At 66.7% G+C, this 14,412-nt stretch carries 17 protein-coding genes; 13 read left to right on the top strand and 4 right to left on the bottom strand.

Annotation, left to right across the window (positions count from 1 at the left end):
- Positions 1–172: 172 nt before the first annotated feature.
- The 10 genes from HUU96_RS03475 (at position 173) to trhO (ending at position 7,386) form a co-directional block, all read left to right on the top strand.
- Positions 173–646: a GNAT family N-acetyltransferase gene (locus HUU96_RS03475; protein ID WP_174291468.1), complete on the top strand. Its 474-nt coding sequence runs from the start codon at positions 173–175 to the stop codon at positions 644–646.
- A 60-nt stretch (positions 647–706) separates the two neighbouring features.
- Positions 707–1,129, top strand: a complete 423-nt coding sequence (locus tag HUU96_RS03470) for a Fur family transcriptional regulator (RefSeq protein ID WP_174291467.1) — start codon at positions 707–709, stop codon at positions 1,127–1,129.
- 28 nt (positions 1,130–1,157) lie between these two features.
- Positions 1,158–1,898: a lysophospholipid acyltransferase family protein gene (locus HUU96_RS03465; protein WP_174291470.1), complete on the top strand. Its 741-nt coding sequence runs from the start codon at positions 1,158–1,160 to the stop codon at positions 1,896–1,898.
- Between the two features lie 7 nt (positions 1,899–1,905).
- A complete protein-coding gene (miaB, locus tag HUU96_RS03460; RefSeq protein ID WP_174291466.1) occupies positions 1,906–3,219 on the top strand; it encodes a tRNA (N6-isopentenyl adenosine(37)-C2)-methylthiotransferase MiaB in 1,314 nt (437 codons plus the stop codon).
- A 93-nt stretch (positions 3,220–3,312) separates the two neighbouring features.
- Positions 3,313–4,311 (top strand): PhoH family protein, encoded by a 999-nt coding sequence (locus HUU96_RS03455; RefSeq protein ID WP_174291465.1) that lies wholly within the window; start codon positions 3,313–3,315, stop codon positions 4,309–4,311.
- Between the two features lie 46 nt (positions 4,312–4,357).
- Positions 4,358–4,633 carry a type II toxin-antitoxin system VapB family antitoxin gene (locus tag HUU96_RS03450; RefSeq protein WP_174291464.1) on the top strand — a complete coding sequence of 92 codons (276 nt, stop codon included), beginning with the start codon at positions 4,358–4,360 and terminating at the stop codon, positions 4,631–4,633.
- Entirely contained in the window at positions 4,621–5,025 is a 405-nt protein-coding gene (locus tag HUU96_RS03445) for a type II toxin-antitoxin system VapC family toxin (RefSeq protein WP_368039735.1), read from the top strand. The genes HUU96_RS03450 and HUU96_RS03445 overlap by 13 nt, the downstream gene beginning before the upstream one ends.
- Positions 5,022–5,531, top strand: a complete 510-nt coding sequence (ybeY, locus tag HUU96_RS03440) for an rRNA maturation RNase YbeY (protein ID WP_174291463.1) — start codon at positions 5,022–5,024, stop codon at positions 5,529–5,531. Before HUU96_RS03445 ends, ybeY begins: the two co-directional genes overlap by 4 nt.
- A 9-nt stretch (positions 5,532–5,540) precedes the next feature.
- Positions 5,541–6,434, top strand: coding sequence for a hemolysin family protein (locus tag HUU96_RS03435; protein WP_174291462.1), 894 nt, complete (start codon positions 5,541–5,543; stop codon positions 6,432–6,434).
- A 7-nt stretch (positions 6,435–6,441) separates the two neighbouring features.
- Entirely contained in the window at positions 6,442–7,386 is a 945-nt protein-coding gene (trhO, locus tag HUU96_RS03430) for an oxygen-dependent tRNA uridine(34) hydroxylase TrhO (RefSeq protein ID WP_174291461.1), read from the top strand.
- On the opposite strand, the gene HUU96_RS03425 is transcribed toward trhO, so the two are convergent.
- Positions 7,383–8,141 (bottom strand): competence/damage-inducible protein A, encoded by a 759-nt coding sequence (locus tag HUU96_RS03425; RefSeq protein ID WP_174291460.1) that lies wholly within the window; start codon positions 8,139–8,141, stop codon positions 7,383–7,385. The genes trhO and HUU96_RS03425 overlap by 4 nt on opposite strands.
- A 50-nt stretch (positions 8,142–8,191) precedes the next feature.
- Here HUU96_RS03425 and map point away from each other — a divergent pair, with 50 nt between their 5' ends.
- Positions 8,192–9,019, top strand: a complete 828-nt coding sequence (gene map / locus HUU96_RS03420) for a type I methionyl aminopeptidase (protein ID WP_174291459.1) — start codon at positions 8,192–8,194, stop codon at positions 9,017–9,019.
- Positions 9,020–9,028: 9 nt separating this feature from the next.
- On the opposite strand, the gene HUU96_RS03415 is transcribed toward map, so the two are convergent.
- Together HUU96_RS03415 and HUU96_RS03410 are read right to left on the bottom strand one after the other, a co-directional pair.
- Positions 9,029–9,613 carry a hypothetical protein gene (locus HUU96_RS03415; protein WP_174291458.1) on the bottom strand — a complete coding sequence of 195 codons (585 nt, stop codon included), beginning with the start codon at positions 9,611–9,613 and terminating at the stop codon, positions 9,029–9,031.
- Positions 9,610–9,966 (bottom strand): tlde1 domain-containing protein, encoded by a 357-nt coding sequence (locus tag HUU96_RS03410; protein ID WP_174291457.1) that lies wholly within the window; start codon positions 9,964–9,966, stop codon positions 9,610–9,612. The genes HUU96_RS03415 and HUU96_RS03410 overlap by 4 nt, the downstream gene beginning before the upstream one ends.
- A 132-nt stretch (positions 9,967–10,098) precedes the next feature.
- Between HUU96_RS03410 and purL the strand changes: the two genes are divergently transcribed.
- Together purL and dcd are read left to right on the top strand one after the other, a co-directional pair.
- Positions 10,099–12,312, top strand: a complete 2,214-nt coding sequence (gene purL / locus HUU96_RS03405; protein ID WP_174291456.1) for a phosphoribosylformylglycinamidine synthase subunit PurL — start codon at positions 10,099–10,101, stop codon at positions 12,310–12,312.
- Complete coding sequence (dcd, locus tag HUU96_RS03400; RefSeq protein ID WP_174291455.1) at positions 12,312–12,863, top strand: dCTP deaminase; 552 nt, start codon at positions 12,312–12,314, stop codon at positions 12,861–12,863. The genes purL and dcd overlap by 1 nt, the downstream gene beginning before the upstream one ends.
- A gap of 1,104 nt (positions 12,864–13,967) precedes the next feature.
- Here dcd and HUU96_RS03395 read toward each other — a convergent pair.
- Entirely contained in the window at positions 13,968–14,393 is a 426-nt protein-coding gene (locus HUU96_RS03395) for an ExbD/TolR family protein (RefSeq protein WP_174291454.1), read from the bottom strand.
- Positions 14,394–14,412 lie beyond the last annotated feature (19 nt).

Here is a 14,412-nt window from a genome sequence, read left to right as displayed (position 1 = left end):
GGATCGTCGGCAACGGCGTCGGCTGGCTGACCGCGCTGGAGCCCGCCCTTGATGCGGAGGACACGCTGCCCGATGCCGCCGACGCCCGGCTGCTCCCGGCCGAGCTGACCGCGCTGCCGCCGCGCCCGATTTATGGCCGTGCGCCCGACGCGGCGCTTCCGACTGCGCGCTGATGGCGACCCGCTCGGTCACGCTACGCCGCGGCGACGCGCGCGATATCGAGATGGTGGCGACCCTGACCGAGGCGGCGTTCGACCCCCGCTATGGCGAGGCGTGGACGCGCGGCCAGTCGCTCGGCGTTCTGGCAATGCCAGGGGTGCGGCTGACGCTGGCGCTGGTCGACGACGCGCCGGCCGGGTTCGCCATGGTGCGCATGGTGGTGGACGAGGCCGAGTTGCTGCTGCTCGCAGTCGATCCCGTCGCTCGCCGCCGCGGCGTCGGTACAGCGCTGCTGCGCGCGGTGATCGGCGAGTGCGCTGCTGCCGGGATCGGCGACCTCCATCTGGAGGTACGCGCCGGCAACGACGCCGTGGCGCTGTATCGCGGCCACGGCTTCGCCAAGGTCGGCGAGCGGCGCGGCTATTACCGTGGCAAGACCGGGCAGGTCCATGATGCCCACACCTACCGCCGGACAATCGGCAGCTGAGATCCTTATTGCGAGTCGCTTTTGCTTTTCGCAACAAGCGCGACGCGGTACACCGGCATCATGTCTCGCAACATCGATCTCGAAGCGCTGTGCAACCAGAAGGGCCTGCGCATTACCGACCAGCGCCGCGTGATCGCGCGCGTCCTGTCGGAGGCGGAAGACCATCCCGACGTCGAGAAGGTGTATGAGCGCGCCTCCCAGGTCGACTCGGGCATCTCGATCGCGACCGTCTATCGCACCGTGCGGCTGTTCGAGGAGGCGGGCATCCTCGACCGCCACGATTTCGGCGATGGCCGCGCCCGCTACGAGCCGGCACCCGAAGCGCATCACGATCACTTGATCGACGTCGAGACCGGCCGCGTCATCGAGTTCGTCGATCCTGAGGTCGAGCAGCTGCAAAAGGCGATCGCCGAGCGGCTTGGCTTCCGCCTCGTCGACCACCGCATGGAGCTGTACGGCGTCAGGCTCAGCCGCAAGGATTGAGGGGCGACTGCGCCTCTGCGTGAACGACATGCGCCTTGCCGGCCGGGTCATCGCCCTGGCTCTCGTGCTGTTCATCGCCCTCTTGCTGCATGGTGCCTGCCGGCTAGTCCGACTCCGTTCGCCAGCGCCGCGGCTGTTCCTCGCTGCGGTCGCGCGGATCGTCGGTGCCCGCCCGCGGACGATCGGCCAGCCCTGCCGGCGCAACGTCATGATCGTGTCCAACCATTTGAGCTGGCTCGACATCCCGCTGCTGGCCGGCACGACCGGGGCTGCCTTCGTCGCCAAGGCCGAGCTGGACATGGTGCCGCTGGTCGGCTGGCTGTGCCGGCTCAACGCTACGATCTTCGTCGCGCGCGATGATCGGCTGGCGATCGGCGGTCAGGTCGACCGGCTGCGTGCGGCGCTCGCGCAGCGGGCGGCGGTGGCGATCTTCCCGGAGGGGACGACCGGCGACGGTACGACGCTGCTGCCGTTCAAGGCGTCGCTGCTGGCCGCCCTCGACCCACCGCCGCCGGGCGTGATGGTCCAGCCGGTGCGGATCGACTATGGCGACGCGACTGGCGAGCTGGCCTGGGTCGGCGACGAGAGCGGGCGGCACCATGCGGGCCGCGTTCTGCGCCGTCGCGGCACCTTCCGGCCGACGCTGCGCTTCTGCGCGCCGTTCGACCCGCGCGACTTCCCCGGCCGCAAGGCGATCGCGGCGGAAGCGCGACGACGGATCGCGATGGGAGCAGAGGCGGGTGGCGAGCCGCCCCGGCCGGCGGTATAGGCACGGGATGCCGCCTCCCCAGACCTTCCACGTCAAGTCGTTCGGTTGCCAGATGAACGTCTATGACGGCGAGCGCATGGCCGAGCTGATGGCCGCCGACGGGCTGGTCGCGGTGGACGCCGACCAGGCCGACCTCGTCGTCCTCAACACCTGCCACATCCGCGAGCGCGCGACCGAGAAGGTGTATTCGGACATCGGCCGCATCCGCAAGGTGGCGGGCAAGGCCGGTCGCACCCCGATGATCGCAGTCGCCGGCTGCGTCGCCCAAGCCGAGGGCGAGGAGATCGTCGCGCGCGCGAAGGTCGACGTGGTGGTCGGGCCGCAGGCGTACCACCAGCTGCCTACGCTGGTGGCGAAGGCGGCCAAGGGCGCGCCGGCGATCGACACCGACATGCCGCTGCTCACCAAGTTCGGCGCGCTCCCCGCCCGCCGCCGGTCGGGGCCGAGCGCGTTCCTGACGGTACAGGAGGGGTGCGACAAGTTCTGCACCTATTGCGTGGTGCCCTATACCCGCGGCGCAGAGGTCAGCCGGCCGTTCACGGCGATCGTCGAGGAGGCGCAGGCATTGGTCGACGCCGGCGCGCGCGAGATCACGCTGCTGGGGCAGAACGTCAACGCCTGGAGCGACGGCGCGCGGGGCCTGCACGACCTGATCTGCGCGCTCGACCGGGTGCCGGGCCTGGCGCGCGTCCGCTACACCACCAGTCATCCCAACGACATGACGCAGGGCCTGATCGACGCGCATCGCGACGTCGAGGGGCTGATGCCCTTCCTGCACCTACCGGTACAGGCGGGGAGCGACCGGGTGCTGCGCGCGATGAACCGTCACCACACCCGCGACTCCTACCTGCGCCTGCTCGACCGGGTGCGCGCGGTACGGCCCGACATCGCGCTCTCGGGCGACTTCATCGTCGGCTTTCCCGGCGAGACCGAAGCCGAGTTCGCCGAGACGCTGAGCTTGGTCGAGGCAGTCGGCTATGCCCAGGCGTTCAGCTTCAAGTACAGCCCGCGCGCCGGCACCCCTGCCGCGACCCTCGCCGAGCAGGTCGCGCCGGAGGTGATGGACGAGCGCCTCCAGCGCCTGCAGGCCGCGCTCGGCCGCGACCAGATCGCGTTCAATCAGGCGAGCGTCGGCCGCACCTGCACGGTGCTGATCGAGCGGCCCGGCAAGCGGCCGGGGCAGATGCTCGGCAAGTCACCCTGGCTGCAATCGGTGCATCTCGTCACCGATGCCGGCATCGGCGATCTCGTCGAGGTGGAGCTGGTCAGCGCCGGACCGGTGTCGATGGGCGGCGTGGCGGCGGCACGGCTGGCGGCCTGATCGCCACGTGCCGCTAAATGGTCGCGCTTGCCGCTTGCGCCCGCGCGCTGCCGTCCTCACCTTCTCACCCAGCTTCATTCCCGAAAGGACCGCATGAGTCGCAAGCCCCAGCCCGCCCAGTCCGGTGACCGTTCCCGCGCGGAGCTGGTGTTCGATCGGCCGCAGCTGCTCGCCGCGCTGTTCGGCCAGTATGACCAGAACCTGGTGGCGCTGGAGAACCGGCTGGGCGTGTACATCACCGCGCGCGGCAACCGGGTGGGGCTGGAGGGGTCGGCCGAGCAGGTCGCGACCGCGCGCGACGTGCTCAACGACCTATATGCCCGCATAGGTCGCGGCGAGCAGGTCGATACCGGCCTGGTCGACGCCTCGATCGCCATGGCGGCGGAGCCGGTGCTGCACGGCATCATCCGCGCCGATGCCGGCGACCGCGCGCCGTCGATCATGATCCGCACGCGCAAGAAGACGATCGTGCCACGTACGCTGGCGCAGGCGCACTACATGCACCAGCTGACCGGCAACGACATGATCTTCGCGCTGGGACCGGCGGGCACCGGCAAGACTTATGTCGCGGTGGCGCAGGCGGTGGCGCAGCTGATCACCGGCAGCGTCCAGCGGCTGATCCTCTCGCGCCCGGCGGTCGAGGCGGGCGAGCGGCTGGGCTTCCTGCCCGGCGACATGAAGGAGAAGGTCGACCCCTATCTGCGGCCCTTGTACGACGCCTTGTACGACTGCCTGCCCGCCGAGCAGGTCGAGCGGCGCATTGCGTCGGGCGAGATCGAAGTCGCGCCGATCGCCTTCATGCGCGGGCGCACGCTCGCCGACGCGTTCGTGATCCTCGACGAGGCGCAGAACACCACGCCGGCGCAGATGAAGATGTTCCTCACTCGTTTTGGCCAGAACAGCCGCATGGTGGTGTGTGGCGACCCCAATCAGGTCGATCTGCCCGGCGGCATCCCGGCTTCGGGGCTGGCCGACGCGGTGCGGCGACTCGAGGGTGTGGAGGGCATCGCCGTCACCCGCTTCAACGCCGCCGACGTGGTGCGCCATCCGATCGTCGGGCGGATCGTCGAGGCGTATGAGGGCGCTGGTTGAAACTTGGAATATACCAGGCTACGCTTTGGGATATACGGAGCTTGTTATGGCATCTCTTTTTATCAAGGATCCGGAAGCTGCGGCACTGGCCGGCAGGGTAGCGTTGCGTTTGGGAACGACCAAGACAGAAGCTGTTAAGCGGGCATTGCGATTGATCGATAAGGGCGATGATCCCTTGTCCTTGTCAACGTCGACAAATCAGTGGCTTCGTGAATATCGAGCTGCTCATCCCCTACCCGACCGGGAGCAGATGAAAATCAATAAGGCGTTCTTCGACTCGCTGTCGGGCGAAGAGAATATCATTGATCCCTGGGCGGAATAATTCTGTTCATCGACGCATCCGCGTTGGTTGCGATGCTCACGCTCGAACATGATTTCGAGAAGTTAGGCAACAGGCTAGATGGTGCCGAACGACGTTTGACGTCTGCCATAGCGGTCTGGGAAGCAACCATAGCGCTCAGTGTTGGTCGTGGCATCATGATGGACATCGCCCGTCAGGACGTCGCAGCTTTCATCGTCGGGCGGGGCATAGAAATAGTCGGCATTGCCGAACACGAGGGTGCGCTAGCATTGGAAGCACACCGTCGTTTCGGAAAGGGACGGCATCGCGCCCGGCTCAACATGGGCGATTGCTTCGCCTATGCCTGCGCCAAGGCGAACGGCGCGCGGCTGCTCTACAAGGGCGACGATTTCGCGCAAACTGATCTCGCATGATCCAGATCGAACTCACCCGCGAGGACCCTTGGCCCGACGCCAACTGGACCAGTCTCGCCACCCGCGCCGCGCGTGCCGCGATCGAGCGGACCCCGCATGGCGAGCTGGTGACCACGCCGGCGCTGGTCGAGATCAGCGTCCGGCTGACCGGTGACGACCAAGTACGCGCCCTCAACGCGCAATATCGCGGCAAGGACCGACCAACCAACGTCCTCTCCTTTCCGATGGTGCAGCCCGACCTCATCGACACGGTCAGCCAGAACTCCGACGACGGCGAGGTGCTGCTCGGCGACATCGTTCTCGCCCATGGCGTCTGCGCGGCGGAGGCGGCGACCCGCGGCATCGGCATCGAGGATCATGCCACGCACCTGCTGGTGCACGGCACGCTGCATCTGCTAGGCTATGACCATGGCGACGACGACGCGGCGGAGGGCATGGAGGCGATCGAACGCGACGCGCTCGCCGCGCTCGGCATCGCCGATCCCTACCTGATCGAAGAGGATTGACGCCCGCCCATGCCCGAGGACCGAAGTAGCGGCCCCCATGATCACGGTTTCTGGAGCGGCCTCAAGGCGCTGATCTTCGGCCGCGAGCCGGAGGACACGCTGCGCGATCAGCTGGAGGGAGCGATCGACCGGCACGAGGGCGATCCCGCCCCCGACGCAAAGGGCGACCTATCGCCGCTCGAACGCGAGATGCTGCGCAACCTCCTCCATTTCGGCGAGCGCGACGCCGGCGATGTCGGCGTGCCGCGCGCCGACATCATCGCGGTCGAGGAGAAGACCAGCTTCGCCGACCTGGTCGCGCTCTTCGCGGAGGCGGGGCACAGCCGCCTGCCGGTCTATCGCGGCGAGCTGGATACCATCATCGGCATGGTCCACATCAAGGACGTGTTCGCGATCCTGGCGCACGGCGAGGCACATCCCGCCGACATCGCCGCGCTGATCCGCGAGCCGCTGTACGTGCCGATGGCGCGCGGCACGCTCGACCTCCTCGCCGACATGCGCCAGAGCCGCGTCCACCTCGCCATCGTCCTCGACGAATATTCGGGCACCGAAGGGCTGGTGACGATCGAGGACCTGATCGAGGAGATCGTCGGCGACATCGAGGACGAGCATGACGAGGCACCCGAGGCGCTGATCGTCCCGATCGACGGCGGGGCCTGGGACGTCGACGCGCGCGCCGAGCTGGAAGATGCCGCGACGCTGATCGACCCGCGCCTCGCCGAGACCGAGGGTGACATCGACACGTTGGGCGGGCTGGCGGCGCTGCTGGCGGGGCGTGTGCCGGCGGTGGGCGACTGCCTCGCGCATCCATCGGGGTGGAAGCTGGAGGTGACAGAGGCGGACGAGCGGCGGGTCAATCGGCTGCGGCTGCACCCGCCCGCGCCGGTCGTCGACGACGAATAGGCCGGCGATGTCCGCCGTCCAACTCCACCTGCCGGTGCGGGTCGTCGCGCTGTATCGCTTCACGCCGCTGGCCGAACGAGCATCGCTCCGGGCTTCGCTGGCGGCGACCTGCGCGGCCGGCGGCGTCAAGGGCACGCTGCTGATCGCCGCCGAAGGCATCAACGGCACGATCGCCGGCAGCGACCAGGGCATCGACATTGTGCTGGCGGCGATCCGTGCTTTGCCCGGCTGCGCCGACCTTGCCGTCCGCGAGTCGCGGGCCGCCGCCCTGCCCTTCCACCGCATGAAGGTGCGGCTGAAGCGGGAGATCGTCACCATGGGACAGCCAGCGATCGATCCGCTCGCCGGCGGCAGCTATGTCGAACCCGCCGACTGGAACGCTCTGATCGAGCGGCCCGGCACAATCGTGATCGACACCCGCAACGATTACGAGGTGGCGATCGGCAGCTTCGCCGGCGCGATCGACCCCGGCACGCGCCACTTCAGCGACTTCCCCGCCTGGTTCCGCGCCCACCGCGAGACGCTGCTGGCCGGCGACGAGCGACCAGGCGTGGCGATGTTCTGCACCGGCGGCATCCGCTGCGAGAAGGCGACCGCGTTCCTCAAGGCAGAGGGCATCGAGGAGGTCCACCACCTCAAGGGCGGCATCCTCGCCTATCTCGAAGCGGTGCCGGCCGAGGAGAGCCGCTGGCGGGGCGAGTGTTTCGTCTTCGACCAGCGGGTCGCAGTCGGACCCGGCCTCGCGCCCGGCAGCCATACGCTGTGCCACGCCTGCCGGATGCCGGTCAGCCCCGCCGACCGCGCCTCGCCGCTCTACCACGAAGGGGTAAGCTGCCCCGCCTGCCACGCCGCCCGCAGTGACGAGCAGCGCCAGGGCTATGCCGAACGCCACCGCCAGACCCGCCTCGCCGAGGCGCGGGGCGAGGCGCATGTCGGCGCGGTGCTGGGCTAGATACCGTCCGCCACTACCTGCCGGCCGGACGCTTCCAGCTCGCGGGAAAGGTCGGCGATGCAGGCGTCGACCAGCGCCTCGTCGGGGCTGCGCGCGACGAAGTTCGCCCCCACCCGGCCCTCGCGGAAGAACGGGTAGCTGCCGATCGCCACCCCCGCGTGGGCCTTTTCGGTTACGCGCAGCAGGTCGGCGACCTCGCTTTCCGCCACCCAGCAGCCGATCGTCCGGCTGACCACCGGCCGGCCACCCTCCAGCGTCCCGGTCAGCGCGTCGAGCATCCCGGCGGTGATGTGCGGCACTCCCGCCATGATGAAGACGTTGCCCCAGCGGATACCCGGCGCGCCCGACAGGCGGTTCTCGATCAGGTCGGCCCCCGCCGGCACCCGCGCCATCCGTGCCCGCGCGTCGTTCAAGCCGCCGCGCGTCGCATAATAGGCCTCCAGCGCCTCCATCGCGCGCGGATGGTGGACGACGCCGACGTCGAGCGCGACCGCGATCGCGTCGACGGTGATGTCGTCATGGGTCGGGCCAATGCCGCCGGTGGTGAACAGATAGTCGTTGCGCCCCCGCAGCGCATTGACTGCCTCGACGATCGCCTCCTCGCGGTCGCCGACGACGCGCACCTCGCCCAGCCGGATACCCTGGACGTTCAGCCACTGCGCGATCTGGGCGATGTTCTTGTCCTGGGTGCGCCCCGACAGGATTTCGTCGCCGATGACGAGCAGCGCCGCCGTCCATATCCGCTCGCTTGCCATGGCCATCGCATAGTCTCGCAAAGCCGGTTTCGCCACGCTATATCGCGGCCATGACCGATTTCGTGACCGTCACCTCCGACGCGCCAGAGGCACGCACCGGCGCGATCAAGCTCCACGGCGCGGCGGCGTTCGCCGGGATGCACAAGGCCGGGCGGCTCGCTGCCGAAACGCTCGACATGCTGGTGCCGCACATGGTGCCCGGCGTCGCCACCGCCGAGATCGACCGGCTGGTCTATGACTTCATCGTCGCGAACGGCGGCGTGCCGGCGACGCTCGGCTATCGTGGCTATACCCATTCCAGCTGCATCTCGATCAACCACGTCGTCTGCCACGGCATTCCCGGCGAGCGCACGCTGAAGGCCGGGGAGATCGTCAATGTCGACGTCACCCCGATCCTCGACGGCTGGCATGGCGACTCGAGCCGGATGTACCTGGTCGGCGACGTGCCGATCCGGGCGCGCCGACTGGTCGAGGTGACGTACGAATGCCTGATGCTCGGCATCGAGGCGGCACGGCCCGGCGCGCACATGGGCGACGTCGCCCACGCGATCCAGCGCCACGCCGAGCGCAACCGTTATGGCGTGGTGCGCGATTTCTGCGGCCATGGCCTGGGCCGGCTGTTCCACGACGCGCCGGAGGTGGTGCATGTCGGCCGTCCCGGCACCGGCCCGGAGCTGCGCCCCGGCATGATCTTCACCATCGAGCCGATGATCAACATCGGTCGGCCCGACGTGAAGCTGCTCGACGATGGCTGGACTGCGGTGACCCGCGACCGGTCGCTGTCGGCGCAATTCGAACATTCAATCGGCATCACCGACAGCGGCTGCGAGATCTTCACCCTCAGCCCCAAGGGATGGACCCAGCCGCCTTACCAGTGAAGCTTGGGATCAGTCGTGAAGCGATCGGGCGACCTGCTCCAGCCTGGCTCGGCACGCCTCGAACGCGGGGTGCGGCCGCTGCGACTCGGGAAGCCGGTCGAGCGCGGCCAGCGCGTCCTTGTTATAGCGGCGCTCGACCCCCGCTTCGGGTTCGATGAACGGTGATGTGCAAAGCACGTCGACATTGGCACCCTTGACCAGGGTCAGGATGGTTGTCGGCGCGGCAGGCAGTGCTCGCCCGAACGACATGTCGAGCGCCTCGGCGGTGCCGGCATCGGCGGCGGGCCGCAGCTTGGTCGCCAGCGCGAGCGCCGCCGCATCCCCCCGTGCGGCAGCATCCAGCAGGTGCTGCCAGTCGCCATCTTCGTCGCCCACCGTCGCGAGATAAGCGGTGGCCCCCTCCTGCGCCGCTCGCCGATCGATCCGGGCGAGTTGCGGATCGTCTATCGCGGCGCTGGGCTGCGGCCGCGCGGCAGGCGGGCGATCCTGCGACTTCTCGGTCGCCATGCTATTGCCGACAGATGCGACCGACGAGCAGCCGGCGAGCAGCAGCGCCGCTGCGAGGCCGCTCAGGCCGAGCGTCCGCAACTTCACTGCACCACTTCAAGCGTCAGGTCGCGGCTCGCCGATATGCGATTGCGGACGTTCGGGTCGAGGATGACGCAACCCTGCGAGGCGGTGTGCGTCCGGTTATCGCCATGGATCAGGAAGCCGGACCGCCCCAGCGCGGTATGACCTTGCGGAGTGAGCCGCATGACGTGCGGTCCGTGCGTCGTCGTGTTGTACGGCGTTCCGATCGTGTAGTTCCCGGTCGGGATGGGTCCGACATTGGCGGTCGCCTGCATGGCGTGATTGTTGCGGCCGGTGCCGGCACCCGAATAGCCGACCGTGACCCGCTGTCCGTTATGGGTAAGGACGCCGGTCGATTGTTGGTAACGCCACGGCATGATGACACCCCCCGCTATCGACAGCGCCAGCCGCATGTCGACCGCGATTTAGGTCTGCACCGGGAATGGGACAAGGCGATGACGGCGCGCGCGATGGTGACGCGCGCGGGGCCACTCGCTAGAGCCTGACGCATGACCGAGATCACGCCCCAGATGGTCGCCGACCACGGCCTGTCCCCTGACGAACATGAGCGCGTCCTCCACGCGCTGGGCCGCGAACCGAACCTTGTCGAGTTGGGCATCTTCTCGGTAATGTGGTCGGAGCATTGCAGCTATAAATCGTCGCGCATCCACCTGAAGAAGCTGCCCACCACCGGCCCGCAGGTGATCTGCGGCCCCGGCGAGAACGCCGGCGTGGTCGATATCGGCGACGGTCAGGCGGCGATCTTCAAGATGGAGAGCCACAACCACCCCTCGTACATCGAGCCGTACCAAGGCGCGGCGACCGGCGTGGGTGGTATCCTGCGCGACGTGTTCACGATGGGCGCGCGGCCGATCGCCAACTTGAACGCGCTGCGCTTCGGCCGGCCCGACCACCCGAAGATGCGGCACCTGATCGCCGGCGTCGTTCACGGCATCGGCGGCTATGGCAATTGCGTCGGCGTGCCGACCGTCGGCGGCGAAGTGAACTTCCACCCCGCCTATGACGGCAACATCCTGGTCAACGCGATGACAGTGGGCGTCGCCGATACCGACAGGATCTTCTACTCGGCCGCCTCGGGCGTCGGCAATCCGATCGTCTATGTCGGATCGAAGACCGGCCGCGACGGCATCCACGGTGCGACTATGGCCAGCGCCGATTTCGGCGACGATGCCGACGCCAAGCGCCCCACCGTACAGGTCGGCGATCCCTTCACGGAGAAGCTGCTGATCGAGGCGTGCCTGGAGTTGATGGCGACCGACATGATCGTCGCGATTCAGGACATGGGTGCCGCCGGCCTCACCTCCTCCAGCGTCGAGATGGCATCGAAGGGCGGCGTCGGCATCGAGCTGGTGATGGACGACGTGCCGCAGCGCGAGAGCGGCATGACCGCCTATGAGATGATGCTGTCGGAATCGCAGGAGCGGATGCTGATGGTGCTCAAGCCCGGCCGCGAGGCCGAGGCGGCGGCGATCTTCCGCAAATGGGAACTGGATTTCGCGGTGATCGGCCGGGTGACCGACACCGGCCGCATGGTGCTGCGCCATCGCGGCGAACTGGTCTGCGACATCCCGCTCGGGCCTTTGGCGGACGAGGCACCGCTCTACGACCGACCGTCCGAGCCGACGCCGCCGCCGGCACCGCTCGCCGATGTGCCGCCGTGCCGCGACATCGCCGCCGACCTGCTAACGCTGATGGCCTCGCCCGACATCGCCAGCCGCCGCTGGATCTGGGAGCAATATGACCACATGGTCGGGGCCGACACCGTCCAGCGCCCCGGCGGCGACGCAGCGGTGGTGCGCGTCCACGGCACCGCAAAGGCGCTGGCGATGACCACCGACTGTACCCCGCGCTATTGCTTCGCCGATCCGGTCGCGGGCGGGCGGCAGGCGGTGGCGGAGGCGTGGCGCAACCTGTCGGCGGTCGGCGCGACACCGCTGGCGATCACCAACTGCCTCAACTTCGCCAACCCGCAGAACCCGCGGATCATGGGGCAGATCGTCGGCTGCCTGGAGGGGATGAGCGACGCCTGCCGCGCGCTCGACTTCCCGATCGTGAGCGGCAACGTCTCGCTCTACAATGAAAGCAAGGCGACGGGGGGTGGTTCGGCGATCCTGCCGACGCCGGCGATCGGCGGCCTCGGGCTGCTTGCGGACTGGCGCAAGAGCGCGACGATCGCCTTCAAGGATGCAGGCGACATCATCCTCGCGGTCGGCGTGCGCGGCGGCCATCTCGGCCAGTCGCTATGGCTGCGCGAGGTCCATGGCCGCGAGGAAGGCCCGCCGCCGCCAGTCGACCTTGCCGCCGAGCGCAGCGCCGGCGACCTGATCCGCAGCGCCATCGACGCGGGCCAGCTGTCGGCGGTGCACGACGTCAGCGACGGCGGCGTCGCGGTGACGATCGCCGAGATGGCGCTGGCCGGCAATGTCGGTGCGATGATCGACCGCAAGCAGCCGTTCGACTGTGCCCGCGCCTTCTTCGCCGAGGATCAGGGCGTGTATGTCGTCACCGTCCACGACCATGCCCTGCTGGATTTCCTCGGCGCGGCACATGCTGCAGGGGTCGAGGCCGAGCCGCTCGGGCGGACCGGCGGCAAGCGGCTGATCTTCGAACGGCCCGACCGCGACGACGTAGTGGCGCTCGACGCGCTCCGCACCGCGCATGAGGGGTTTTTCCCGGCATTGATGGATGGAGCACTCGCCTAATGGTCCAATCCGACCGCTGGATCCGCGAACAGGCGCTGGCGCATGGCATGATCGAGCCGTTCGTGGAGGCACAGCGACGCGACGGCTGTATCAGCTATGGCCTGTCCTCCTACGGCTATGACGCGCGCGTCGCCGACGAGTTCAAGATCTTCACCAATGTCGATTCGGCGACCGTCGACCCCAAGGACTTCGCCGCCAACAGCTTCGTCGATCGCAAGACCGACTGCTGCATCATCCCGCCCAACAGCTTCGCGCTGGCGCGGACAGTGGAGTATTTCCGGGTCCCGCGCGACGTGCTGGTCATCTGCCTCGGCAAGTCGACCTATGCGCGCTGCGGCATCATCGTCAACGTAACGCCGCTGGAGCCAGGCTGGGAGGGGCATGTGACGCTGGAGTTCAGCAACACCACACCGCTCCCCGCCAAGGTCTACGCCAACGAGGGTGCGTGCCAGTTCCTGTTCCTACTCGGCAACGAGCCATGCGAAACGACCTATGCCGACCGCGCCGGGAAATACATGGGCCAGCGCGGGGTAACGCTGCCGCGATTATAGCGCAGGTCGCATAAAGGCTAACGACATGCTTGATAAACCAAGACAAGGCTGCTCATTACTGTGAGTGTTAGTCTCATGATTAGACTATTACTAATCGCTACCTCACCGGAACAGGCGAGTCTACCCCACGTAGCGCTAATATCCACGAGTATATTGCATCTCCCAAGTAAATGCGAAATTGCGAAGGATCAACACGGACTTGCTGCGCTCGACCAACGCACTCGGAAGCGGTACCGATCAATGATCGACCAAGCTTAGTCTCGTTTTCACTACCTGCTGGACTTCGTTCATACGCCAATGCAACAGACGGGTTTCTCGCGACTAGACACGAAACTACTTTGACGTATACACGCTCTTGCCGGGAACGCGTCCTGTCGAACTTATCTTCACGTCTCTTAAATCGCGCAATCACCTCAGACCGAAATAGATCGTCTGTATTGATTTGAATATCGGCAGCGTAGGTAGCAAGCACTTTCTCAATCAGTGCTCCTCGGTCATACATTGACTGGCAAATGGGAGACGCTTGCGGTTGCGCGATACTTACGCGCGGATTGCAGTCTCCATAACTATGGACGTTTATCATCGAGAAGTGCTCAGTGTAGCCAGGGTAGCAAGCCTTGTGCCCACGAATAATCCAATCCAATGCAGCTGCTCGACCTTCGCGATTAGGTTGTCCATCTATAAGCTCTTGAAGAGCCTTATTGTCATCGCCCTTTACGCACTGACTAAAGAATTTAGCATCAGAAGCGGCCTGCCTAGATGTGACTGTGTCAAACCCTGATCCAAGGTTGTTTTGAACTCTGATAGGATAGTGCCCATCGAGAACACCTTCCACGACGATATCGGGACTGGCTTTGTCTTTAGCCCGTTGCGGTGTGCCGGAATTTGCAACGGTTTGAGCAGCGTCGATCGGCGCTGTGAGTAACGCGAACACTGCAAGACTTAAGCACACAGCTAGGTGCAACCTGCTTACAAGGCAAGCTAGAGATTGATCCATCTCATTACCTTACTTTAAGGTCTACCTATTTTGTAATCAGGGCATTTGACTAGATACAGAAAGGACGGCCGTTATAGCCGCCCCTTCCTATACCAAGGTCGTCGCCGTCAGAAGTCGTTTCGGTATTGCTCGTTGCCGATGAACCCCAGCTTGGTGATGGCCGAGCGCTTCACCACGGCCAGCACCTTGTCGACCACTTCGTAGCGCGCCTGCGGGTCGGGCTGGAAGTGCAGCTCCGGCTCCGGCGACATGCCCGCGCTCTGGTCGAGATACTGGCGCAGCGTCACCTCGTTCACCGGCACGCCGTTCCAGGCGATCGTGCCTGCCGGATCGATCGACAGCGTGTTCTTGGTCGGCTCCACCGGCGGTGGCGGGGTGTTGCTGTTCTGCGGCAGGTCGACCTTCACCGCGTGCGTCTGGATCGGGATGGTGATGATGAACATGATGAGCAGCACGAGCAGGACGTCGATCAACGGCGTCATGTTCATGTCCATCATCGGCTCGCCGTCTTCGCGGCCGCCACTCATTGCCATGTCAGATTACTCCTGGAGC

The organism is Sphingomonas bacterium, assembly GCF_903644135.1.
Lineage (GTDB): Bacteria > Pseudomonadota > Alphaproteobacteria > Sphingomonadales > Sphingomonadaceae > Sphingomonas.
This window is presented reverse-complemented; position numbering and strand designations above follow the sequence as displayed.